Annotated in this window: 20 protein-coding genes; 8 read left to right on the forward strand and 12 right to left on the reverse strand. The window is 67.7% G+C overall.

Annotation, left to right across the window (positions count from 1 at the left end):
* Positions 1-111: 111 nt before the first annotated feature.
* The 7 genes from IPV09_RS01550 (at position 112) to IPV09_RS01580 (ending at position 9569) form a co-directional block, all read left to right on the forward strand.
* On the forward strand, positions 112-2196 hold the full coding sequence (locus IPV09_RS01550; RefSeq protein WP_304650732.1) for a copper-translocating P-type ATPase: 2085 nt from the start codon (positions 112-114) through the stop codon (positions 2194-2196).
* A gap of 35 nt (positions 2197-2231) precedes the next feature.
* Positions 2232-3008, forward strand: a complete 777-nt coding sequence (gene yaaA, locus IPV09_RS01555) for a peroxide stress protein YaaA (protein WP_207473173.1) — start codon at positions 2232-2234, stop codon at positions 3006-3008.
* A gap of 214 nt (positions 3009-3222) precedes the next feature.
* The gene (locus tag IPV09_RS01560) at positions 3223-3684 is read left to right on the forward strand and encodes a hypothetical protein (RefSeq protein WP_207473175.1); all 462 of its coding nucleotides are present in this window, start codon (positions 3223-3225) and stop codon (positions 3682-3684) included.
* Positions 3685-3838: 154 nt separating this feature from the next.
* Positions 3839-5062 carry a Tm-1-like ATP-binding domain-containing protein gene (locus IPV09_RS01565; RefSeq protein WP_207473177.1) on the forward strand — a complete coding sequence of 408 codons (1224 nt, stop codon included), beginning with the start codon at positions 3839-3841 and terminating at the stop codon, positions 5060-5062.
* A gap of 31 nt (positions 5063-5093) precedes the next feature.
* The gene (locus tag IPV09_RS01570) at positions 5094-5921 is read left to right on the forward strand and encodes a phosphoenolpyruvate hydrolase family protein (RefSeq protein WP_207473179.1); all 828 of its coding nucleotides are present in this window, start codon (positions 5094-5096) and stop codon (positions 5919-5921) included.
* A 159-nt stretch (positions 5922-6080) separates the two neighbouring features.
* Positions 6081-8684, forward strand: a complete 2604-nt coding sequence (locus IPV09_RS01575; protein ID WP_207473186.1) for a multicopper oxidase domain-containing protein — start codon at positions 6081-6083, stop codon at positions 8682-8684.
* Positions 8685-8771: 87 nt separating this feature from the next.
* Positions 8772-9569: a phosphatase PAP2 family protein gene (locus IPV09_RS01580; RefSeq protein ID WP_207473187.1), complete on the forward strand. Its 798-nt coding sequence runs from the start codon at positions 8772-8774 to the stop codon at positions 9567-9569.
* 83 nt (positions 9570-9652) lie between these two features.
* Here the strand turns inward: IPV09_RS01580 and IPV09_RS01585 are convergent, their stop codons facing one another.
* The 3 genes from IPV09_RS01585 to IPV09_RS01595 all read right to left on the reverse strand — a co-directional run bounded on the left by IPV09_RS01585 (position 9653) and on the right by IPV09_RS01595 (position 13729).
* Positions 9653-11170, reverse strand: coding sequence for an FGGY-family carbohydrate kinase (locus IPV09_RS01585; RefSeq protein ID WP_207473188.1), 1518 nt, complete (start codon positions 11168-11170; stop codon positions 9653-9655).
* The gene (locus IPV09_RS01590) at positions 11167-12810 is read right to left on the reverse strand and encodes a glycerol-3-phosphate dehydrogenase/oxidase (RefSeq protein WP_370590176.1); all 1644 of its coding nucleotides are present in this window, start codon (positions 12808-12810) and stop codon (positions 11167-11169) included. The genes IPV09_RS01585 and IPV09_RS01590 overlap by 4 nt, the downstream gene beginning before the upstream one ends.
* 190 nt (positions 12811-13000) lie before the next feature.
* A complete protein-coding gene (locus IPV09_RS01595) occupies positions 13001-13729 on the reverse strand; it encodes a DeoR/GlpR family DNA-binding transcription regulator (protein WP_207473190.1) in 729 nt (242 codons plus the stop codon).
* Positions 13730-13919: 190 nt separating this feature from the next.
* Between IPV09_RS01595 and IPV09_RS01600 the strand changes: the two genes are divergently transcribed.
* Positions 13920-14801, forward strand: a complete 882-nt coding sequence (locus IPV09_RS01600) for a VOC family protein (RefSeq protein WP_207473191.1) — start codon at positions 13920-13922, stop codon at positions 14799-14801.
* 57 nt (positions 14802-14858) lie between these two features.
* Here IPV09_RS01600 and IPV09_RS01605 read toward each other — a convergent pair whose 3' ends face one another.
* The 9 genes from IPV09_RS01605 to IPV09_RS01645 all read right to left on the reverse strand — a co-directional run bounded on the left by IPV09_RS01605 (position 14859) and on the right by IPV09_RS01645 (position 24364).
* On the reverse strand, positions 14859-15476 hold the full coding sequence (locus IPV09_RS01605) for a DsrE/DsrF/DrsH-like family protein (protein WP_242681082.1): 618 nt from the start codon (positions 15474-15476) through the stop codon (positions 14859-14861).
* A 9-nt stretch (positions 15477-15485) separates the two neighbouring features.
* The gene (locus IPV09_RS01610) at positions 15486-15800 is read right to left on the reverse strand and encodes a TusE/DsrC/DsvC family sulfur relay protein (protein ID WP_207473192.1); all 315 of its coding nucleotides are present in this window, start codon (positions 15798-15800) and stop codon (positions 15486-15488) included.
* Between the two features lies 1 nt (position 15801).
* Positions 15802-17037, reverse strand: coding sequence for an NAD(P)/FAD-dependent oxidoreductase (locus IPV09_RS01615; RefSeq protein WP_207473195.1), 1236 nt, complete (start codon positions 17035-17037; stop codon positions 15802-15804).
* A gap of 213 nt (positions 17038-17250) precedes the next feature.
* Positions 17251-18291 carry an alcohol dehydrogenase catalytic domain-containing protein gene (locus IPV09_RS01620; protein ID WP_207473197.1) on the reverse strand — a complete coding sequence of 347 codons (1041 nt, stop codon included), beginning with the start codon at positions 18289-18291 and terminating at the stop codon, positions 17251-17253.
* 2 nt (positions 18292-18293) lie between these two features.
* The gene (locus IPV09_RS01625) at positions 18294-19082 is read right to left on the reverse strand and encodes a class I fructose-bisphosphate aldolase (RefSeq protein WP_207473198.1); all 789 of its coding nucleotides are present in this window, start codon (positions 19080-19082) and stop codon (positions 18294-18296) included.
* 140 nt (positions 19083-19222) lie between these two features.
* Positions 19223-20053, reverse strand: coding sequence for an aldo/keto reductase (locus tag IPV09_RS01630; RefSeq protein ID WP_207473199.1), 831 nt, complete (start codon positions 20051-20053; stop codon positions 19223-19225).
* A 156-nt stretch (positions 20054-20209) separates the two neighbouring features.
* Complete coding sequence (locus IPV09_RS01635) at positions 20210-22267, reverse strand: MDR family MFS transporter (RefSeq protein WP_207473200.1); 2058 nt, start codon at positions 22265-22267, stop codon at positions 20210-20212.
* A gap of 60 nt (positions 22268-22327) precedes the next feature.
* Complete coding sequence (locus IPV09_RS01640) at positions 22328-23098, reverse strand: DeoR/GlpR family DNA-binding transcription regulator (RefSeq protein WP_207473201.1); 771 nt, start codon at positions 23096-23098, stop codon at positions 22328-22330.
* A 9-nt stretch (positions 23099-23107) separates the two neighbouring features.
* On the reverse strand, positions 23108-24364 hold the full coding sequence (locus IPV09_RS01645) for an FUSC family protein (RefSeq protein ID WP_207473202.1): 1257 nt from the start codon (positions 24362-24364) through the stop codon (positions 23108-23110).
* Positions 24365-24382: the final 18 nt, after the last annotated feature.

Below are 24382 nucleotides of genomic sequence, written 5' to 3' on the forward strand. Positions count from 1 at the left end.
GGCCATGGGCATCAGGGCCACGGGCACCACCCGGCTGAGGGCCACGGGCACCACGTGACCACAACCCCCCGAACCGGGAGCGTTCCCCCGGGCACCGAATGGACCTGCCCCATGCACCCCGAGATCCGGCGTGACGGTCCCGGGTCCTGCCCGATCTGCGGCATGGCGCTGGAACCGGCCATCTACGACCCCGACGCCGGACCCAACCAGGAACTCATCGACATGCGCCGCCGGTTCTGGATCGGGGCCGCACTCACCATCCCGCTGCTGGCGATGGCCATGATCCTGCCGCTGCTCGGCATCGAGATCGGCCTGTCGGGGGCCGCCAACCAGTGGGTCCAGTTCGCGCTGGCGACCCCGGTCGTCTTCTGGGCGGGGTGGCCGTTCTACGTCCGCGCCGCCGCGTCGATCAGGAACCGGTCGCTGAACATGTTCACCCTGGTCGCCCTCGGCGTCACTGCGGCGTGGACCTACTCCACGGTGGGCCTGCTGTGGCCCGGCGTCTTCCCCGAGTCGATGCGCGTGATGGACGGACGCCCCGAGCCCTACTACGAGGCGGCCGCGGTCATCACCGTGCTGGTCCTGCTCGGACAAGTCCTCGAACTCCGTGCCCGGGAATCCACGTCGGGAGCGATCAAGGCGCTGATGGACCTCGCCCCAGCCCAGGCCCGCCGGATCAACTCCGACGGCACCGAGACCGACGTCGACCTGGCCGACCTGGTCGTCGGCGATCTGGTCCGGGTGCGGCCCGGGGAGAAGGTGCCAGTTGACGGCTCGGTCACCGACGGCCGCTCGAGCATCGACGAGTCCATGGTCACCGGTGAGTCGCTGGCCGTCTCGAAGCAGGCGGGCGACCGCGTCGTGGGCGGCACCGTCAACGGCAACGGCAGCCTGGTCATCCGCGCCGAACGTCTCGGGTCCGACTCGTTGTTGTCGCGGATCGTCGCCATGGTCGGCGAGGCGCAGCGCTCGCGCGCCCCCATCCAGTCCCTGGTCGACAAGGTCTCGGCGGTCTTCGTCCCCGTCGTCATCGGCATCGCGCTCATAGCCTTCGTCATCTGGCTCCTGGTCGGGCCTGAACCACGCCTGCCGCACGCCCTGGTCGTGGCCGTGTCCGTGTTGATCATCGCCTGCCCCTGTGCGCTGGGTCTGGCCACGCCCATGTCGATCATGGTCGGGGTCGGACGAGCCGCGCGGGCCGGCGTGCTGGTCAAGAACGCCGAGGCGCTGGAGGTCATGCAGCAGGTCGACACCGTGGTGGTCGACAAGACCGGCACCCTGACCCAGGGCGCGCCGACGATCACGGTCATCGAGACCCTCGCCGAACTCGCCGAGGACGAGGTGCTGGCGCTGGCCGCGGCCGTCGAGCAGCACTCCGAGCACCCGCTGGCCCAGGCCATCGTCACCGGCGCGCGCGACCGTGACCTGACCATCCCTGCGTCCACCGACTTCACCTCCGAGGCAGGCGGCGGTGTCCGCGCCGAGGTGGGCGGACGCTGGGTCAGCATCGGCAATGCGGACTACGTCTCTGCACCCGAGGCCGCCGAAACCGCGGCTGACCAGCTGCGGGGTGAGGGCGCCACGGCCGTCCACGTCTCGGTCGACGGGCAGGTGGTTGGCGTGCTGGCGATCGAGGACCCGGTCAAGCAGACCACCCCCCGCGCCATCCAGGCGCTGCACGCCGCCGGCATCCGGCTGGTGATGCTCACCGGCGACAACCAGACCACCGCGGACGCCGTCGCCCGACGCCTGGGCATCGACGAGGTCCGCGCCCAGGTGCTTCCCGAGGACAAGGGGCGGGTGATCGAGGACCTCAAGGCGCAGGGGCGGACGGTGGCCATGGCCGGCGACGGCGTGAACGACGCCCCCGCACTGGCCACCGCCGACGTCGGCATCGCCATGGGCACCGGCACCGACGTGGCCATGGAGAGCGCCGGGGTCACCCTGCTCGGCGGCGACCTGGTGGGGATCGTCCGGGCGCGGACCCTGTCACGGGCCACCATGGCCAACATCAGGCAGAACCTCATCTTCGCCTTCATCTACAACGTGATCGGCATTCCGGTCGCGGCCGGGGTGCTCTACCCGTTCCTGGGGGTGCTGCTCTCGCCCATGATCGCCGCGCTGGCCATGGCGCTGTCGTCGGTGAGCGTCATCACCAACGCGGCCCGACTGAATCGGGTCACGCTGGAGCTGTGAGAGTGGGCCAGCATGCGTCGACTAGTCTCGACGGCATGCTGGCCCTGCTCTCCCCCGCGAAATCACTGGACCTCGACTCACCGCTGACCACCCGCAAGCACTCCCAGCCGCGGCAGCTGGACGACAGCCTGCGTCTGGTCGAGGTGATGAGGAGCAAGTCTGTCGCCGACATCTCGGGCCTGATGCACATCTCGTCCGAGTTGGCCGCCCTGAACGCCGAACGCTACGCGGCCTTCGAGACCCCCTTCACCCCCCGCAACGCCCGCCCCGCGGCGCTGCTGTTCAACGGTGACGCCTACCAGGGCCTGGACGCCCGCCAGCGCTTCGACGAGCGGGACTGGACTGAGGCGCAGAAGACGGTGCGGATCCTGTCCGGGCTCTACGGCTTGCTGCGACCGCTGGACCTGATCCAGCCCTACCGACTGGAGATGGGCACCGGGCTGCGCACCGAGGCCGGGCGCAACCTCTACGAGTACTGGGGCTCGCGGATCACCGACCTGGTCCGCGACGACCTGGCCGAGTCCCCCGGCCCGGACGTGGTGGTCAACCTGGCGTCGACCGAGTACAGCACCGCCGTCGACTTCGACGCCCTCGACGCACGGGTGATCACCCCCCGCTTCGAGAACCGGGACCGAGCCGGCAACTGGAAGGTGATCTCGTTCTCCGCGAAGCGGGCCCGGGGAACCATGGTCGGCTGGTTGGTCACCGAGCGGGTGCGCTCGGCGCGGGCCGTCACCGAGTTCGCCGAGGACGGCTACCGCTACGCCAAGGACGTGTCCACCCCGGACGCGCCGGTGTTCCGCCGCGGCTGATTGCCCCCGACCGCGATCCTTGTTCCTGCTTGCCCGCGAACGCGACCCTTGCCCCTAGTTCGAAGCAGGCGCAACGGTGACGTTCACGGGCAACTGGTGAGGTTCCGGGGCAAGTAGGACATTCGGGGCCGACTGCTGACGTCACGGCGTGCTGGTGACGACCAGGCAACTGGCTCCTCGGCCGGTGGCCCGGGCACCCAGTAGCATCCCTGCCGTGATCATTTGGGCTGGGTGGGGTGTGCTGGCGTTCCTGCTGCCGGCAGGCGGAGCGGCGTTGTTCGTGGGACTCGGCACGCTGATCGGACTCGACGACAGCAGCGGGGCGCAGGTGATGGCCGGCCTCGGACTGGTCGTCGGCAGCATCGCGACCTGGTTCCTGGGCCGATGGTTCAACGAGCAGCGTCCGATCACCCTGACCGAGACCGTGGTGGCGGCCCGCCGGCAGGAGCTGGACCACCTGGTCGCCACCCGGCAGTTCCAGTACGCCCCCGGGTACCCGGCGCCCAGCAGCCACGACGAGGCCCGCGCCCAGGCCGACCACCTGCTGGCGGCCGAGGCGGCGGCCCTGCAGAAGCGGGCGCGCAACCGGCACACCCTGTTCTGGGTGCCGATGCAGTACATGGCCTTCCTGACCGGGGCGATCGGACTGGTCATCCTCGTGATGGGAATGATGTAACCGTCGAACCCGCCTCCCAGCCCTTGTCGGGGTGGGCATATGGTCGGGGGACAGACTCAAGGCTGAGTCCCCGCGACCGATTCGCCGGGCTTGTCCGCACGTGGGCACGCCTGCCGACAGCCGCGGTTGGCTCACGACGACAAGGGAGCGACCAATGGCAACAGTGGCGTTGCTGGGAACCCTGGACACCAAGGGCGAGGAGTGCCTGTGGTTCCAGAACCGACTACAAGAACATGGGGTGCAGACCCTGATCATCGACGTGGGTTCGTTCTCGTCCGACGAGCACGCCAGCGTCTCGTCCAGTGAGGTGATGCGCGCGGCAGGGAAGGATCGTGACGCCCTGCGCGAGCACCACGACCGTGGCGAGATGATGGGCGTGATGGGCGCCGGTGCGGCGGCCATCGTCAAGAAGATGGCTGCCGAGGGCACCATCCACGGCCTGCTGTCCTTTGGCGGGTCGGGCGGCTCCTCGGTCGCGGCCCCGGCGATGCAGGCCCTGCCGGTCGGCTTCCCGAAGTTGCTGGTCTCGACCATGGCCTCGGGCAATGTGAAGCCCTACGTGGGCGAGGTGGACGCGACCCTGATGTACTCCATCGTCGACGTCGCCGGGTTGAACTCCATCTCGACGCAGGTCTTCGACAACGCCGCCGCCGGCATCGCCGGCATGGCCAAGGCCTACGAGGCCCGACTGGCGGCACCCGAGGGCGACCACAAGCCCAACATCGGCATCACCATGTTCGGCCTCACCACCCCGGCCGCCGACGAGGCCCGACACACGCTGGAGTCGCTGGGCTACGAGGTATTGGTCTTCCACGCCACCGGCACCGGCGGGCAGGCCATGGAGAAGCTGGTCGAGTCGGGGTTGTTGGCCGGCGTCTGCGACCTCACCACCACCGAACTGTGCGATGACCTGGCCGGGGGCATCCTCTCGGCCGGGCCGGACCGGCTCGAGATGGCCGGCAGGCTCGGGGTGCCGCAGGTGGTCAGCCTGGGTGCCCTGGACATGGTCAACTTCGGTCCCCGCGCCGACGTCCCCTCGAAGTACGAGGGCAGGAACTTCCTCGTCCACAACCCCACGATCACCCTGATGCGCACCACCCCGGACGAGATGGCAGAGCTCGGACGCCGGATCGCCCGCAAACTCGCAGCCGCGACCGGACCCACCGAACTGTTCATCCCGCTGCGGGGCGTCTCCGGGATCGACGTCGCCGACGGCCCCTTCTGGGACCCCGAGGCCAACGCCCGCATGATCCAGGAGTTGAAGGCCGGTCTCGAGGGTTCGCCGGTGGTCGTCCACGAACTCGACCAGCACATCAACGACGCCGGCTTCGGAAAGACCATGGCCGAGGCCCTGCACCGTCGGATCACCGGCGCCTGACCACCACCACCCTCGCGTGACTAGGAGAATCATGAACCGCAGTGACATCTTGCAGAAGTTCCGCCAGCAGGTGGCCGACGGCCGACCGATCGTCGGGGGCGGCGCCGGCACCGGCATCTCGGCCAAGTCGGCCGAGGCTGGCGGCATTGACCTGCTCATCATCTACAACTCGGGCCGCTTCCGGATGGCCGGGCGCGGCTCGCTGGCCGGGCTGATGTCCTATGGCGACGCCAATGCCATCGTCATGGAGATGGCGATGGAGGTGTTGCCGGTGGTCAAGCACACCCCCGTGATGGCCGGGGTGCACGGCACCGACCCGTTCCGGATCATGCCGCTGTTCCTCAAGCAGGTGAAGGAGGTCGGCTTCGCGGGAGTGCAGAACTTCCCCACCGTCGGCCTGATCGACGGCGTCTTCCGGGCCAATCTGGAGGAGACGGGCATGAGCTACGGCCTCGAGGTCGACATGATTCGGATGGCCCATGAGCTGGATCTGCTGACCTCTCCCTATGTCTTCGACACCGACCAGGCCAGGGCGATGGCCGAGGCCGGGGCCGACATCCTGGTGCCCCACATGGGGCTGACCACCTCCGGCACCATCGGGGCCCAGACCTCGATGACGTTGGAGGAGGCCGCCAAGAAGGTGCAGGAGTTGGCCGATGCCGCCAAGGCGGTCAACCCGGACATCCTGGTGCTGTGCCACGGCGGTCCGATCGCGAACCCCGAGGATGCCCAGTACGTGCTGGACAACACCGAGGGCATCGTCGGCTTCTACGGCGCCAGCTCGGTGGAACGATTCCCGACCGAGACCGGCATCAAGGAGCAGACGGAGAAGTTCAAGGCCATCACCTTCCGCAAGTAGCCCCAGTAACTGTCCCCCAGTTGGGCCTACCCCCCTGTTTTGAGGGGGTCGGGGCCATCTGGGGGACGCTTACTGGGGGGCCTCGGCGATCGGCCCAGCCAGTCAGTGGCTGGGCCCCGCCCTGCCCCCCAGCGGAATCTCCACAGCGCGCCTGAAACAATGGACGCTGTGACCACGCAGATCTCGCTCACCACCCCCGAGCCCACCACCGGACGCCCCGCGCGCAGCTCCTGGCATCGCCGCGCCTCACGCCCAGTGATGTTCTGGATGGCGGCGCTGGTGGTCCTGGTGGTCGTCCATCGCTGGATTCCACAGTCACGCTGGCTGCTGGTGCACATGGCCACCCTGGGCATCGCGGCGAACTCGATCATGATCTGGGGTCAGCACTTCGCCGACTCGGTGCTGCGCACGCGCCATGACGACGCGGCCCGCGACCTGCAGGTCTGGCGCCAGCGGACGCTCAACCTCGGCATCGTCGTCACCATCGTCGGCATGGTCGTCGGCTGGCCCGTGGTCACCACCGTGGGGGCCACGGTCGTCGGACTGGCCTTCACCTACTACGCCCTGCAACTGGTCGCCCAGGCGCGCAAGGCCCTGCCGGGCCGGTTCGGGCACGTCGCCCGCTGGTACGTCGCGGCCGCCCTGCTGCTGCCTCTGGGCGCCGCCGCCGGCGCCGTCATGTCGTTCTCGATGCCCGAACCGTGGCAGGGCCGACTGATGATCGCCCACGTGGTGCTCAACGTGCTGGGCTTTGTCGGGTTGACGGCCACCGCCACCCTGCTGACCCTGTGGCCCACCATGCTGCGCACCCCCATGGAACCGTGGAGCGAGCGACTGCACCGCGTGGCGCTGCCGCTGATGCTGGCCGGTGTCCTGGTCACCGCCGCCGCGGCCACGGTGGGCTGGCGCTGGGTCACCCTCGCCGGACTCGTGGTCTGGATGACCGGCTTCGGCTGCGCCATCACCCCCGCGATCTCGACGGCCATCCGCAAGCCGCCGCGCGACTTCCCCACCTGGTCGGTGGGCGCGGCCATCGTCTGGATCGCTGGCTGCGTGTGCTGGTTGGCCTGGCAGGTGCTGACCCACCCGCTGCTGGACGCCGAGCACATCAAGCAGGTCACCGCGCCGCTGATCGTGGGCGGGCTGGTGCAACTGGTGCTGGGCGCCATGAGCTACTTGATGCCGGTGGTGATGGGCGGCGGTCCGCGGATGACCCGGGCCACCAATGCGGTGATGAACCGCGCCGGCGCGCTGCGGGTCTCGGTCGCGAACGCTGGTCTGGTCGCCTTCCTGCTGGCCGAGTCCTCCTGGGCACGGGTGGTCACCTCGCTGCTGGTGTTCGTCGCCCTGGCCTCGTTCCTGCCGGTGATGATCGCCATGGTCGCCACCATGAGAAAGGTCCGCGGACAGCAGGCCGAGGAGTCCGCCAAGGACCTGCCGGCCGCCCGCAAGGGTCTGGAGGAGCAGGCCGCCGCGGCGTCCGAGCAGAGTCGCCGCGACCTGCTGGGGGCGGGCGTTGGCATCGCCGGGGTGGCGGCCGCGCTGTACTGGCTCGACCGCGACGCCACCAGCTCACCCCGGGCCGCGGACGTCCCCGCCACCGGACGCACCGTCGAGGTGGACGTGGCCTGCGTCGAGATGCGCTTCGTCCCCGACCACGTCCAGATCGCCGCCGGGGACCGGCTGGTGGTGCACCTGGTCAACGACGACCCCGCACAGGTCCATGACCTGCGCTTCGAGAACGGGGTCGACAGCGGACGGCTTGCCCACCGGCAAACGGCCACCCTGGACGTGGGGGTGGTCGGGGCACCGCTGGAGGGGTGGTGCACCATCGTCGGGCACCGGGCCATGGGCATGGTCTTCCACGTCCGCACCGACGGCACCGCCGCCGCGCCGACCATCGATCTGGGGGCGGCACCGGGCGCCGGCTACGTGACCCGGGACGCGGTGCTGCCCGAGCCGCGGTCGGGGTCCTTCGAGCTCGACCTGGTCGTCCAGGAGAGCGTGCAGGAGGTGGCACCCGCCACGACCCAGCACGCCATGACCTACAACGGACGGGTGATGGGCCCGGCCGTCGTGGCCGCGCTCAACACCCAGATCATGGTTCACCTGACCAACAACGGCGCCATGGGCCACAGCGTCGACTTCCACGCCGGGGACGTGTCCCCCGACCAGGTGATGCGGACGATCCCACCGGGCGAGTCGCTGGACTACCCGTTCACCACTAGGCGGTCGGGCATCTGGCTGTACCACTGCTCGACGATGCCGATGTCGGCGCACCTGGCCGCCGGCATGTACGGCGCCGTGGTGGTGCCCCCCGCGGGGCTGGCGGCGGTGGACCGGGAATACCTGCTGGTGCAGCAGGAGGCCTACCTCGGACCAAACGGCGGCGAGGTCGACACCACCAAGATCGCCGACGAGGACCCCGACCTGATCCTGTGGAACGGGCACGCCAACCAGTACATGCATGAGCCGCTGACCGCGCGCGTCGGTGAGCGGGTCCGGTTGTGGGTGCTGGCCGCGGGTCCCTCGCGCGGCACCACCTTCCACGTCGTCGGTGGCCAGTTCGACACCGTCTTCAAGGAGGGCGAGTGGCTACTGCGCCCCAATGCCCACTCCGGTGGCGCCCAGGCGCTGGACCTCGGCCCCTCCCAGGGCGGCTTCGTCGAGATGGTGTTCACCGAACCGGGCAACTACACGTTCGTGAACCACTCCTTCGTCGACGCCGAGCGGGGCGGCCGGGGCATCATCCGGGTGACGTGACTCCGCGCCGCACCCGGCCGCGCACCAAGGATCGTCCGGACTTTTCGGGGATGGACGCCAGCGCTCACGCGGCAGTACCTTTCGGGGATGGCCGTTGAACCCCACCACACCACCTCGCCGGCGCGTCGGTATTCGCGACAGCCGGCGATCGTCTCGCCCCGGACTGGTATTGGCGTGGGCATCGCCGGCCTGGCTCTCGGCATGCTGATGGGCATCTTCGGCCATGAGCTCGAACCATCGAGCACCGGTGAACTCGCCGTGCTCCAGTGGTTCGAGGACCACCGAACGGGGTTCCTGACCGCGGTGGTGCACGTCCTGGAACTCGTCGGCGGCCCCAAGGTGGTGCCGTGGGTGTTGCTCGGCATGATGACACTGTTGATGGTGCTGAAACGGATCGCGATGTCGGTCGCCTCGGTGGCGATGCCTGCGCTCGGTTGGCTGCCCGGCCACTTCGCCAAGGGCTGGTTCCCCCGGGAGCGTCCACCGGAGTCGCTGGAACCCGTTGTCGTCTACAACGACGTCGCCAGCTTCCCGAGCGGTCACACAGGATTCGCCGCCTCGATCACCATCTTCGTGCTGTTCGCGCTGACCATGTACGGGCTGCGACGGTGGTGGATGGTGGTGCTCGGCGTGGTGGTGATCCTGATCGTCGCGTTGTCGAGGCTTTATGCGGCTGCACATTTCCCGATGGACGTGGTGGGCGGGGCGCTGATGGCCGGGGGCACCTCGTTGGCCCTGTGTCCACCGGCGGCGTGGTTCTGGCGGAAATCCCAGGCGCGCAACGACTGGTTGGCTGAGCCGGCCAACCGCGCCGCACGCGACGGCCAGCCGCACCCAGCCGTCGAATCGTCCACCCACGCGGACCCGCGCACGGATCGTTTGTGACCGGTGGACGACCCGGCCGGAAACTCCGGCCGGGTCCTCCAATACACCCACGTACACAAGACGCGACGTCCGCGCCAGGTGCGTCAGTCGTGCTTCTCCTGTGACTTCCACCACGGCTTCTGGGCCTCGACCTGTTCCATGAACCGGGCGAACCGCTCCTCCATCAACACCATCCCCTCAGGGGTGGGCTCGATGGTGCGCGTCTGGCTGCCCATGGCCGCAGCTGCGGCACTGAGGTCCGCGAACTTTCCGACCCCCACGGCGGCAACCATGGCCGTGCCGAGTGCGCCACCCTCTGCCTTGACTGGGATGCTGACGGACTTGCCCATCGCGTCGGCAAACATCTGCGGCCAGATGGAGGACCGGGTGACCCCGCCCACGAGCCGGATGTCGTCCACCCCAAAGGCCTCGACCAGAGGGTCGCAGTGCACCTTGTGATTGAACGCGATTCCCTCATAGACGGCGCGCAGCAGGTGTCCCCGGTGGTGCCACGCCCGCAGACCGGCGAACGTCGCCGAACCGTCAATGTTGAGGGGGTTGCCGTAGAGGAACGGCAAGAAGGTCACCAGGTCATCGGTGTCCTTTGTCTGGGCGATCTCCTTGTCGATGAAGCTGTAGGGGTCCTCGCCCTGGCGCTTCAACGCATCCATGTCTGCCTGGCACAGTGTCGTGGCAAACCATTCCAAATTGGCCGAGCTCGCGGGCGATATCGACATGTTCATCCACGTGCCCTTGTCGACGAAGGCCCTGCAGAACCACTCCTTGCCCAACTTGGGCTTGTCCGAGATCACCTCGTTGATGCTCCAGGTGCCGGCCATGACGGCCAACTGCCCCGCCCTCACCGCACCGGCGCCGATGGCACCCGCGTCGACGTCGTGGAGTCCGGCGACGACCGGGAGCCCCTCCGGCAGTCCGGTGTGCAGATGTGACAGGTGGGTGACCTGGCCAACGACGTCGATGGGACGTGCAATCGGCGGTGCTTTGTCCTTGAGTTCAGACAGCCCGTAGATGTCAAAGGCCTCGTCCACGTACTGCTGGGTGTTCACGTCGGTGAAGGCGGTGCTGGCCTCGGTGAGGTCGGTGCCGACGGTTCCGGTCAGGTGCAGCCGCAGGAAGTCCTTGGCAAAGACGAACCAGCGCGCCTTCTCGTAATTCTCGGGCTCGTTCTCTTTGAGCCAGCGCAACACGACCCCTGGCGAAGCGGGGCCGACGCCTTGACCGGTCACGCGAAGCAGGTCGTCGAAGCTGGACTCGTTGAGTCGCGCCGCAGTGTTGATGCCGCGGGAGTCCAGCGACAGGATGCCGGGACGCACGGCGTCGCCGTGCTCGTCGACCAACCAGGCACCGTCGCCGTGGGCCGAGATGCCAATCCCCACCGCTGTGTCACCTGCGGCGTCAATCTGGGTGGTGAGGGTACGCATCATCCTGCCGAACAGGGCCCAGAACTCTCGCCCGTCGCGTTCCACCCAGTGTGGTTGAGGAATGTCCTGGGGAGAGCTCTCCCGTGCCTCGTGCACAGGCTCGCCCTCCAGGTTGTAGGCGACAACTTTCATGCCAGTGAGTCCAACGTCGACGCCAAGGACGAGTTCCTGTCCGCTCATGCCTGGGCCTCCTTCCAGGGAGTGAATCGGGTGATGTAGTGGCGGTAGGCAGCGATTTCGGCTGCGCGCCGCTCGTCGTCCCATCCGAGGACGCGAGCACAGATGTCTGCGACGTCTTCCAAGACGCCCACGCCGAGGTCGTTCTCGACGCCGATCATGGTGCGTCGGGCGATCACGTCAGCCAGGCGGAAGCCCTGTTCCCGCGTGATGGCCCATTCCACCTCACCGACGGTGAGGCCGAACGCCTCGTCGAGGACGCGGCTGCGCTCCTCGCTCGAGGTGATGAAACCGATCAGGGCTGGGGCGACGGTGCCGTATTGGTCGACGAGCCTGTCCCGGATGCGTGCGGACAAACCGGCAGAAGCCACCTGGGTCCGCAATGAGTCCAGGTCTGGGCGGCCACCACCGGGCAGGGCCAGACTGTGGGTGACCGACCGACGCCGGATTCCGAAGTGCTTGGCCAGGATGTCGCCCACGTCCTCGCCGACCTGCCGGAACGTGGTCAGCTTTCCCCCGACCAGGGTGTAGAGACCCTTGATGGACTCGTGGGTCCGGATGTCGTGGCGGCGGGTGATGTCGGAAACGTCGGAGGCCTCGTCCTTGTAGGGCAGGGGCCGCACTCCGGTGAACGAGTACTGGATGTCGGCCATGGTCAGGTTCGCCCTCGGAATGACCTTGTTGGTCTCGTGCAGGATGTAGTCGTACTCGTCCTGGGTGGCCGCCGCCATATCAAGGTCACCGTCGAAGCGCAGGTCCGTGCTACCGATGAGGTAGCGCCCGAGCCACGGGATCACCATCATCGGACGACCGTCCTCGGAGTCGTAGTAGAAGGCGTCCTTGGGTGCCCCCGGGAACGCGTTGACCACCATGTGGGTGCCCTTGGTGCCGCCGTTCATGCGCGGCAGCTGCAAGTCGTCGTTGTTCTGCCAGACCTCGTCGATCCAGGGTCCGGCGGCGTTGACGACGTAGCGAGTCGGGACGGTGACTTCAAGCCCGCTGATCTCGTCGCGGACGTCGACCGAGTTGACCCTGTCACCGTGGCGGTTGAGTCTTACGGCCCGGACGTGGGTCAGCACCTCGGCACCTGCCCCCATCGCCGCCTGCGCGATCTCGAGGGTCATTCGCTCGGCATAGTTGACCTGGGCGTCTGAGTAGACCGCGCCGCCCAGCAGATCCTTGGGGTTGAGTCCGGGCTCGCGCCGCAGGATCTGCTGGCGAGTCATCAGGTTGAACCGGCGCACGGACTTGTCGAAGCTCAGCAGGTCGTAGGCCACCATGCCCAGCGACAGGATGGGCGCGGAATGGGTGCCGGTCTTGTAGAACGGCAGCACGAAGCGCAGCTCCTTGACCAGGTGTGGGGCGGCACGCAGCAACCATTCACGCTCCCGCAATGATTCCCGCACCAGTCCGACGTCGTACTTCTCGAGGTACTTCAGTCCCCCGTGGATCATCTTGCTCGACCACGACGAGGTACCAGAACCCAAGTCCCCCTTCTCGACAAGCAGCACTCGCAGGCCTCGCAGTGCGGCATCCCAAGCAATGCCACAGCCATTGACGCCACCACCGACGACGACGACGTCGTAACCCATGCGGGTTGCCGCAATACGTTCTTTTCGTGTTTCCTCGGGTGTCCCACCCATCTCGTTCTCCCTCGAACTGGACAGTCATCGCTCCTGTGCGACTGCTCCAGCATAAGCATGCTCGGGGGGCCCGCAACGGGCACCCTGTTACGGGCGCTAAACAGTAAAACCCGTAGCCAACACCCACTTCACAGTGCGGAAACGAGTTTCAATGTGGCGTTACGGCTCCTTATGCGGCCACAAGTAACAACTACACGGTGACAACTGGACACCCGACGGCGGCAAGCTCCCCGAGGCTGACACCGCGCGTCGTCACCAGCAGGTCGAAGCCGTCAGCGCGACACACCTCGTGAGTCGCGCGCTGGCCGAACTTGGAGGCATCGGCCAGCAGAAAAGACGCACGCGATCGTTCCATCATGACCCTCTTGATCGCGGCGTTCTCCTCCACCGGGTGGTAGAGCGTGCCCTCGTTGATCACCGTGCTCGACATCACGCAAAAATCCGCGCTCAGTGAGCGCAGCACCGACAACGTTGTTTCCCCGGCGTAGGAGGCGTAGGTGGGGCGGTAGTTCCCACCAGCCACAAAGAGTCGTAGTTCCGGATGCTCGGAGGCCGCCGCCGCGACTGACTGCGAGTTCGTGAGGATCGTCATGGGCGCTTGCTCCGCCAGCAGGTCGACCAACGGCAGCACGGTCGTGGAGTCGTCAAGAAAGACGGTTGACCCTGGACGAATGTGACCTCGGATTTCGCGGCACATCGCCACCTTGGCTGCCGCATTGAGAGCTATCCGAAAGGAGTGCGCCGTCTCGGTGAACGAGGACGCACCAGCAACAGCCGTGCCCTGCCGCAAGAAGATGACGCCAGCTGCCTCCAACTCCGAGACGTCGCGATAGACAGTCATCCTGGTCACGCCAAAATAATCGGCCAGTTCCTGCATCGGAACGGCACCGCGTTCCAGGACGCGTTCGGCCAGCGCCACCAGACGTTGCTGCTTGCTGGTCGGCCTGGTGGCACGGGGCACTCGGTCTGCATTCATCGACTTCCTCGGCGAGCAACGACGCTCGCGCGGTCCACGCTAGCGCGTGCCCCGGTGTGGTCAAGGCCCACCCCGAGCAGGCCCCCGGCTCGCACCGCTTGTTTACTTGAATGTTCAAGCTTATAGTTGACTCATGACGAACTTGGCTGCCGACTCCACCGACCTGGCCCTCGCCCCCGAGACCCGCATGGGACGCCTCGAGCTGCGGGTGCGCGACATGGACACCATGCTGGCCTACTACACCACCGGCGTGGGCCTCGAGCCGCTCGCCGATGAGCCCGGCGCGGTGGTGCTGGGCCACGGCACCACCCCGATCGTCCGCCTCAGCGAGGCCAAGGACCTGCGTCCGGCCCCCCGCACCGCGGCCGGACTGTTCCACACCGCGGTCGTCTACGGGGGCCTGCCCCAATTGTCGAAGACGCTGGTCGGCATGTTCCAGCACTACCCCGAGACCTACATTGGCACCGGCGACCACTGGGTCTCCCAGGCCTTCTACTTCACCGACCCCGAGGGCAACGGCGTGGAGTTGTACCACGACCGCCCCCGCTCGGAATGGACCTGGAACGGCAGCCACGTCGCCATGGGCACCGACTACATCGACCCCATGGACTTTCTGCGCACCCACCTGAGCGGCGTCGACATGGCCTCCCTGGCCCCCACCCAGGCAGAACTGGGGCACGTGCACCTGCAGGTCGGCGACGTGAAGAGTGCCCATGACTTCTACGTCGGCGCGCTCGGCTTCGACGAGACTGCGACGCTTGGCAACCAGGCGCTGTTCGTCTCGGCCGGCGGATACCACCACCACATGGCCATGAACGTGTGGAACTCCCGCGGTGCCGGCCCGCGCGCCAAGACCCTCGGCATGGGTGTCGTCGACATCCTGGTGCCCACCGACGAGGAGGTCGCCAAGGTCAACGAGCGGCTGAGGTTCCACGGCCTGACCAGCACCTTCGACGGTGCCACCCTGTCGACCCTTGACCCGTGGCACAACGAGATCCGCTTGAGCGTCGGCTGACCTCCTGCCCGGGCGAGCGGCTCCCCCCGGGGTCACCTGTCCATCCCGCAGCGAGCCTCAGACGAAGATCACCTGGGCGTTCTCGCTGATGACGATGAAGTCGGCGGCGGAGATCACTCCCTCCACGGCTGGGTGCAGGTCAGCCTCGAGAAGCTTCATCATGTCGAAGGTCAACCGGCAGGCGTACATGTGCGCGCCCTGGGCTGCGAGCATGTCCAGGAACTCCGGGACGTCGGGGATGTCCAGTTCGGCCATCTCCTTCTTGAAGTAGCGGGTGGCGAACGCGCCCATGCCCGGCAGCCCGCCCAGTTGCTGCGGCATCGAGACGTGCTCCAGGCCAGGCCGCAGGTTGCCCAGCGCGGGCATGTGCATGGCCGTGTTGCCGGTCAGGGTGAACTTCAGGTTCTTGTTCGTCTTCTGGTTCGCGATGTCGAGCCCCCAGAAGGTGAAGAAGATGTGCACTTCTGCGCCCTCACTGAGGGCCGCCGTTCCCATGATGAGCGCAGGGTAGGCCATGTCGAGGTTGCCCTTGGAACAAATGAAGGCGATCTTGCGCGGCCCGGCGTAGGCAGCCGCACCGGGGACGGCATCGTCGGTGGCCACCGCCACGCCGCCTCCCGACGTGGGTCGGGGGCCGAAGTCCGGCATGATGAAGCCGGCGGGAATGTCAATCATGGAGATCTCCTAGACGCAGCCGACGGGCTTGGGCAGGCCGGCCAGCCAGGACATCTTCTTGGCGGGCTTGCCGGGGAACAGGCGGTAGAGCTCCTTGATGTCGAACCCGCCCACGGTCTGCATCCGTCGCAACGTGGGGGTGACACCGGTGGCGGCCGAGTCCTGACGCATGAACCGGATCGGCGCCCAGTGGTCGGCGTCCATCTCGACGCCGATCAATGCGGCAAGGTCGACGGCCAGGTCCTCGCTCCACTCGTCGCGTTGGGTGAAGAACCCCTCGTCGTTGACCTGGAAGCTTCGGCCGTTCAGGGTGTTGGTGGCCATGTCATGCCTCCTCGTGCTTGCCGGCCATCGACATCTTCGTCGGGACGGGCAGTGTGTGCCCTGGCAGCAGCAGGCGCCAGTAGATCTGCTCGAAGGCCAGCTTGCCCAGATGGTTCATCCGGGACGCCCCCAGCAGTCGCAGCGGTCCGACGACGGGCAACGGGTAGGTGCCGGTCAGCGGCTGGGTGTCGTAGTTGAAGTCGAGCAGCATGGCCTTGCCGCGTCCCGACTCCACGAAGCAGTTGGCATGTCCGTCGAACTGGTTGGGCATCGGTCTGCCCTCGATCACCGCGAGGAAGTTCGGCACGAAGGACTCGACCGAGAAGTGGGCCACCGCCCCGGCCTTCGATGTCGGAATGTTGCTGGCATCGCCCAGGACGAACATGTTCGGGTGGTCCGGGGAGCGCAGCGTGTGCTTGTCGACGGGGATGAAGTCGTTCTCGTCCCCCAGGCCCGAGTCGCGGACGTACTGCTGGCCGGTGTTCAGCGGAACGGTGACGAGCAGGTCGAAGGGCTGCTCGCGACCGTCATAGGCAACCATCACCTGGCGGTCGTTGTCGATGCGTTCCACGGCGAAGTCGGTGGTCTGGCGGATCGAGCGCTCCGCCAGCAGGGTGCCCAACTCGTGGGAGGCGACCGGCTTGGTGAAGGCGCCGTCCAGCGGGGTGACATAGGTGATGTCGACCTTGTGCCGGATGCGGCGCTTGCGGAAGTAGTCCTCGACCAGGAAGGCGAACTCGAGGGGGGCGACCGGGCACTTGATGGGCAGGTCGGTGATGTGAACCACCAGCTTGCCGCCGCCGAACGCTTCCAGTGCGTCGCGCAGCCTGGTGGCCCCGTCGAGGGTGTAGAAGTCGAAGACCTTGCGGTGCCACAGGCTGCCGTCGCCCATGCCCGGGGTGAGGTCGGGACGGGGACGGGTGCCGGTGGCGACCAGGAGCCAGTCGTAACCAAGGGTCTGGCCGTTGTCGAGGTCGACCTCATTGTCCTCGGCTCGCACCTTGCCAATGCCGCTCTGGACGAAGTCGACGCCCGCTGGCAGGTATCGATGCCGCGGCCGGCTGACGCGCTCCGGCTCGTAGCGGCCGAAGGGAACGAACAGGTAGCCGGGCTGGTAGTGGTGCTCGTCGTCGCGGTCGACGACCGTGATCGACCAGGCGTCGGACAGGTCTCGACGCAGGTGGTTGGCGAGCATGGTGCCGGCTGTTCCGGCACCGAGGATGAGCAGACGCTTCATGCACCCACGATACCCCCGGGTGTATGGACTCCGACAGGGGGTCGTAGACAATTCGCGTGTGCTTGATGCCACAGAACGGTGCCGGAACACGCCGCGTCGGCGTCCGGTGCCGTCAACAACCAAGTCCCCCAGAGCACGTGCCCTGCACTGGTGCAGGGCGTGTGCTCTGGGGGACTTGGTTGTTCACGCGCTCGCCCGTTGACCGGTGTGCCCTCAGGGCTTGACGACCACCTTCACCCCGGCACCGCTGGCCGAGAACTCAATGGCTTCCAGCACGTCGTCGAGGGTGAACTCGTGGGTCACGATCTTCGAGGCGTCGATGACACCCGATTCCAGCAGGCGCATGGCCGCCTCGCCATGCTCACGGCGCGAGTTGGACGTACCGGTCACGTCGATCTCGCCGTAGTGGATGGTGTTCGGGTCGAACTCGACCGACCCCCCGGCCGGGAAGCCGGCGAAGGCATTGACCCGGCCACCCTTGCGGACCAGACCCAGCGCCTCGACGAACAACTCGCCCCGACCAATGCAGATGACCGCGATGTCGGCACCCCGACCCTGGGTCAGCCCCCGCACGACCTCGTCCAGGGACTGCTGGGCCGGGTCGACGACATGGGTGGCCCCGAGCTCGAGGGCGGTCTGGCGCCGGGACGGCGACAGGTCGCTGACGACCACGTGGGACGCGCCACCGAGGCGGGCCAGGGCGGCGTGCAGCAGGCCAATCGGTCCGGCCCCCATGATGACGATGGTCTCACCGAGCTTCTGCTGGTAGTTCTCGCGGCCGTTCAGCACGCAGGACAGCGGCTCCATCAGTGCCATGTGCTCGAAGGGCAGGTCAGGGCTGAGCGTGACGACGGCATTGCGCTGGCGCACGGCCTGCGCGGGCAGGATGCCGTACTCGGCCAGGCCACCGTTGATCTTGTAACCGAACAGCTCCAGGCTCTCGCAGTGCTGTTCCTCGCCGTGGGTGCAGTACCAGCAGGACCCGCACATCACCGAGGGCACCACGGCGAAGCGGTCGCCGACCTGGTACTGGGTGACCCCCTCGCCGAGTTCGACGACCTCGCCGGCGATCTCGTGGCCCAGGACCACGCCGCGGTCGATGCCCTTGGACTTCTCGCCACGCAGGATGCGCACGTCGGTGCCGCACACGGTGTTGGCGCCCACCTTGAACAGCACCTCGCCGGGGCCGGGCACGGGGGTGGGGACGTCCTCGAGCGCGAGCTCCCCGGGGCCCTTGAAGATGGCGGCCTTCATGGTCACTTCACCTGCCCGTGGGTGATGGCGCTCAGCGCCTTGGTGGTGGCCACCGGGTCGTCGGTGTTCCACACGTTGCGCCCGAAGATGAGGCCCTTGGCGCCCGAACGGATGGCTCCGGCAGCAGCAGCCTCGACGGCCGAGGCGTCGCCCTTGGCGCCGCCGAGGGTCAGCACCGGGATGTCGCCGACGGTCTCGATGATGCGCGGCATGGTGGTCTCGTCGGTGTACTCGGTCTTGATGACGTCGGCACCCATCTCGGCCGCGATGCGGTTGACCTTGGCCAGCAGCTCGGGGTCCTTGCGGTCGTCGTTGCGCAGCCCCCACAGGGTGCCCTCGACGATCAGCGGGATGCCGACGCGTCGCGCCTCATGGGCGGCCGCCGCAACGGCCTTGACGTTGTCGGCGAACATGGCGCCGTCGGTCGGGTTGAGGATCAGGTACATGCACATCGCGCCTGCGCCCAGGGCCAGCGCCTCCGACGGGCTGGTCAGCACGCGGTAGCGCTCGCCCAGCTCGTTCTTGTCGCCCTCGTCGAGGAAGCACCAGTCGGCGCGCAGCACCGGGACGGGTGCCCCGCGGCGGGCGAACAGGTGCGAGCCCTGGCGCAGGATGCCGGGGTTCACCAGCACGCCCTCGGGGCCGCCATCGATGATCTTCTCGAGCAACTGCATGGGGTGACCGGACGAGGCCGGCATCGGCAGCGACTGGCCGTGGTCAAAGGCGGTGATGAACGAGCGGCCGCTGTCGGGGTTGAAGAGCTGGGCCAGACGAATGTCAGTGGCGGACATGGTGTTCTCCTTGGGTGTGCTGGGGGTCCAGGTGGTGGGGGCGTCTCGGGCGCACGGGGTCATTCCCCGCGCGGCGTGGGGGTGCAGGGGGTCATCCCCCCGCGGCGTGGGGGTGCAGGGGGTCATCCCCCGCAAACAACTCAGTACTCCACATCGGTCTCGGGGTCCTTGCCGACGCGTTCCTGCTCGAATCCGGCGATCACGGCCAGGTCGTCGTCGGTCAGTTCGAACCCGTGGATGTCGAGGTTCTCGCGGCGCCGCTGCGGGTCACCCGACTTGGCGATGCAGGGCACGCCCTGCTGCCACAGCCAGCGCAAGGCGACCTGCGCGGGGGTGACGTCATGGGCCGCGGCGATGCGTACCAGCCGTTGGTCGGCGAGCAACCCCTTGCCACGGCCGATCGAGCCCCATGACTGGACGACGACGCCGCGCTCGGCCATCTGCTGGCGCAGCTGCGCCTGCTGGAAGCCGACGTGCACCTCGACCTGGTTGATGGCCGGCGCCTCACCGGTCTCGGCGACCAGTCGATCGACGTGCTCGGCGGTGAAGTTCGAGACTCCCAGGGTGCGGATCAGGCCCTCGTCGCGCAGTTCGCGCATCGACTGCCACGACTCCACGTACTTGTCGAGCCTGGGCAGCGGCCAGTGGATCAGGTACAGGTCGACGTAGTCGAGTCCCAGGTTGCGCAGGCTGGCCTTGAAGGAACGCTTGGCCTGCTCACGCTCCTGGTCGCCACCGCGCAGCTTGGTGGTCACCAGCACCTGGTCGCGCGGCACCGACGCCCCCCGCACACCGGCGCCGACGCCGGCCTCGTTGTGGTAGCGCTGGCCCGTGTCGACGGCGCGATACCCCTCCTCGACGGCCTGGCGGACCGCCACCTCAGCGGCGGCGTCGTCCAACTTCCAGGTGCCATAGGTGACCGGGGGCACCACCTGACCGGACGGGAGTTCCACACCTTGCACATCAGCCATGAAACCACCCTAGCCGAGGCCCTCAGCGCCCAGCGGGACGGGTCACACACCTGCGAACTCGACGAAACCCCTAGTCACGGCCGAGAACTGGCCGCATGGCCAACAGCGGTGCGACCGGTTGTCACTCCGGACAGCAGCAAGTATCACTCTGGGGTGTTACAGGGCCTCACCCGTCGCCTGCTCGGCCCGGCGTCGGCGGTCGAGGTCCACGAGCAGGGCTGCGGTCAGGTCATTGCTGACGTGGCGCAGTCGGGTGATGTCGAGGGCCTGATAGCGCTGCCCGACGGTCGGCTCGATCTCTGCCAGCACCTTCTCGTCGCAGTGTTCGGCGGCTGCCACGGCCAGTTCGGCGCGCAACTCCTCGCTGAGCACGCCGCCCTTCTTCTCGTCCTTGGCGGCGACGACGACGGCCGCCTGTTCCGCGTCGGCGGCGACCTCCGGGTCTTCGGTGGTCAGCATCAGGGCGGTGGTCGACAGCCGTGCCAGGCCACGCTGGAAGTCGCCGTCCCCCAGGTCGGTGACCGCGCGGCGCAGCAGCGGATTGTGATCGGCGTCGGCCAACTCGCTGAGCAGCCGCAACTGCAGGCCCATCAGGCGCTCACCGGTGCGGGTCTGCGACGAGTAGCGTCCGATCGGCACCCGCAACTGGCGGGCGTCGCCCGAGGTCTGGCCCATCGTGGCCAACGCCTCCTGCCCCATCTCCTCGACGGTGTGGACGGTGTCGCGCAACGGCAGCGCCCTGATGGCCAGGGTGGCGACCAGTGCCACCACGGCCAGCGGCACGGCCAGCAGGAAGACGGTGCCCAGCGAGTCGGCCAGGGCGTGGCGCACCGCGTCGGCGACCGCTGGCGGCAACTGGGCCAGTGCTGCGGGGTCGAGGACGACCCCGGCGTTGACACTGGCGGGGTCCGTGCCGGCTGGCAGGTAGTCGGGCAACCCTCTCACCAGCCCGACGTTCATCAAGGTGCCGAACAGCGAGATGCCGATGGTCTGTCCGAGCACCCGGACGAACTGGGTCGACGAGGTGGCCACGCCCAGGTCGCGACGTGAGACCGCGTTCTGCACGATCAGCACGTACTGCTGCATGCAGGCACCCAACCCGACGCCGAAGACGAGCACCGCCAAGCTGAGCTGCCAGGGGGAGTCGCCGTACGTCAGCAGGCTCATCAGCCAGGCACCGACGCCCATCAGCAGCACACCGGCCAGGGTGAACTCCTTGTAGCGGCCGGTGCGGGTGATCAGCAGGCCAATGATGATGCTGACCAGGATCATGGCGATGTTCATCGGCATCAGGATCAGACCGGACTCGGTGGCCGAGGCGCCCATCACGCCCTGGGCGTAGACGGGCACGTAGATGATGATGCCGAACATCATCATGGCGATCACGAAGCCGGCCACGTTCGACCAGGTGAAGATGGAGTTGCGGAACAGTCCCAGCGGGATGACCGGTTCGTCCACCTTGGTCTCGACATAGATGAACACACCGAGCAGGATGGCGCCACCGATCAGCATTGCCAGGATCTGCCACGAGCCCCAGGCGAAGGTCGAGCCGCCGAACGAGATCGCAAGCAGCAACGAGACCATGGACAGGGTCAGGGTGGTGATCCCCCAGTGGTCGATGCGACCCTGACGAGGGGTGTGCGGCAGGTGCAGGAACCGGGCGATGGCAATGAAGGCCACGATGCCGATCGGGATCGAGGCGTAGAAGAGCACCCGCCAGCCGAAGGCATCGGTCATGGCGCCGCCCGCGAGCGGTCCGGCGACCTGCGCGACACCCATCGAGGCACCCATGTAGCCCTGGTACTTGCCCCGCTGACGAGGGGGAATGATGTCGCCGATGATCGTCTGGGACAGCGGCATCAGGATGCCCATGCCCACGCCCTGGACGCATCGGGCGAAGATCAGGAAGGCGAAGCTCATGCTGAGACCGGCCAGCGCCGAGCCCACCATGAACAGGATCAGACCCGCCAGGTAGAAGGGCCGACGGCCGTACATGTCGGACAGCTTGCCCACGATCGGGGTGGTCACCGCGGTGACCAGCATCGACGAGGTGGCCAGCCACGAGTAGTGCTCCATGCCGCCGAGTTCGGCGACGATGCGCGGCATCGCGGGCCCCACAATGGTCATCGAGATCGCTGCCACGAACATGCCGAGCACGAGACCTATGAAGACGCGCTTCTCCTGGTGCCCCAAGGAGTATTCAGTTGCTGCCACCGTCGTAGGTTACGTCTGTTAACCATCTTTTCCAACATGGCCGAGGCAGTGAGTGAGTGCTCACTCCCCCACCCAGGTGACGTTCACCTCGCCCAGTGCCGCCCGCTCCCCGGCCGCCACCTCACCGGAGATCACCACGTCATCGAACTCGGTGAGGTCGGCCACCCGATGGGTCGCCCGGTGACCGAACTTCGAGGCGTCGACGAGCAGGATCGAGCGGTCGGCCTGGCGCATCATCGCCCGTTTCACCGCCACGTTCTCCTCCATCGGGTGGTAGGCCACCGCGTCGCTGATGGCCGTCACCGACATCACGCACACGTCGGCGCTGACCTGCCGCAGGGCGTTCACGGTCGCCTCCCCCAGGAAGGACTCGAAGGAGGGCCGGTAGCGCCCGCCGGTGACGAACAGCCGCAGCTGGGGAATCGCCGCCACCGCATTGGCCACGGCCTGGGAGTGCGTGATCACGGTCAGCGGCGCCAGGTCGGCCAGCATCGGCACCAGCTTCAGCGCCGTCGACGAGTCGTCCAGCATCAGCGTCGACCCGGGTCGCAGCATCGCGCACACAGTGCGCGCCGCGGCCACCTTGCGGTCAGCGTTGAGCGTGCTGCGAAACGCGTTGGTGGTCTCGGTGAACGAGGACGCGCCGGCGACGGCCTCACCGCCGCGCAGGAAGACCACACCGGCCCGTTCCAGTTCGGCGACGTCGCGATAGACGGTCATGCGACTGATCTCGAATCGGTCGGCCAGGTCACGCATGGGCACCGCACCGGACTCCAGGACGAACTCGGCCAGGCTGACCAGGCGCTGCTGGCGTGTGGTTGGCCGGGTCATGCGGCCATCCTAGGGGCGCTCCGTTGGTCCCGACTCCCCCGAACCCGCCTCGTCACCCACTGCCGGGAAGGTGACCGTTCCCCACATCGACGAGGCGCCCTCCTCGGGCAGCTGCGCCTTCAACCGCTCCGCGTTCACCTCACCGATGCTGGTCAGCGCCGCCCGGGCCTGGTCGAGGGAAAGTCCCGTCAGTTGCAGCAGGTCGACCACCACTGCCCGCAGCAGCGAGACCAGGGCGGTCGTGCGCCACTCGTCGTGCGCGCCGGAGTCCAGCGGTGCCAGTTCGCCGGCGATGGTGCTGGCCTCGCGGCGGGCCAGCACGGGCTTGCTCCAGTGGCCGACCGACGAGCCGAGGTGGCGCATGGCGGTCGACACTTCCGTGACCAGCTCACCCGGACGCGGCCGGGGGCCGGACTCGCCCACGATGGCACGGGCCTGCCGCGCCAGCATCGTCATCGAGGTGTGCATGCGTCCGGTGATGGTCATCAATCGGTCGATCTCGGCCAGGTCGACCCGTTCGGCGCGGAAGCGAGGGTTGATCATGGCCAGGTCGACGGCGGACGACAGGGCGGTGTTGCCGTCGGTCAACTGGTGCCGCGCGACCTTGAGGTGCCCGAAGGCGGAATGGATGTGGTTGCCGTCGCCCTTGCTGAGCCCCTCGCCGATCGCTGCCAGCGCATCCGCCAACCGCAGAATGGCGGTGCTCGCATACCGTCGGGGACGGGTGGTGATGTCGGTGGGCAGAATGATCGAGGCGACCAGCGCCACCCCGGCACCCACCAGCGCGTCCACCCAGCGGGCCATGCCGGTCGCGGTCTGGCCATCGGCCAACACCCAGGAGGCCATCGAGGCCACCACCATCGCATTGATGGTCGACTGGAACGTCATCAGGTCGGCGCGGTCGATGAAACGAGCCACCAGCGGGGTGACGAGCATGATCAACAGCAGCTGCCACCAGCCAAAACCCACCAGCCGGACGACGACGTCACCGACGGCCACCCCGAAGGTGGCGCCCAGACCAATCTCGAGCACGCGACGCGGTTGGCGGTTGCGGCTGAAGCCCATCGCCAGGTAGCAGGCGATGGCCCCGAAGATGGGGTGCGGTTGACCGATGACGTAGCGGCAGATCAGCCAGGCGATGGTGGCGGCGATGGCCGACTGCGTGTTGGGCACCACGGCGCCGCGCGCCCGTACCCAGCCGCTGCGAATGCGCGACTGGGCATAGGCCACCAGCGGTTCCCACCCCCGGTCGCGTTCCTGCTCCACAGGGCTGAGTCTAGGGGT

The sequence above is a fragment of the Tessaracoccus sp. SD287 genome (assembly GCF_017355265.1).
Taxonomy (GTDB): Bacteria; Actinomycetota; Actinomycetes; order Propionibacteriales; family Propionibacteriaceae; genus Aestuariimicrobium.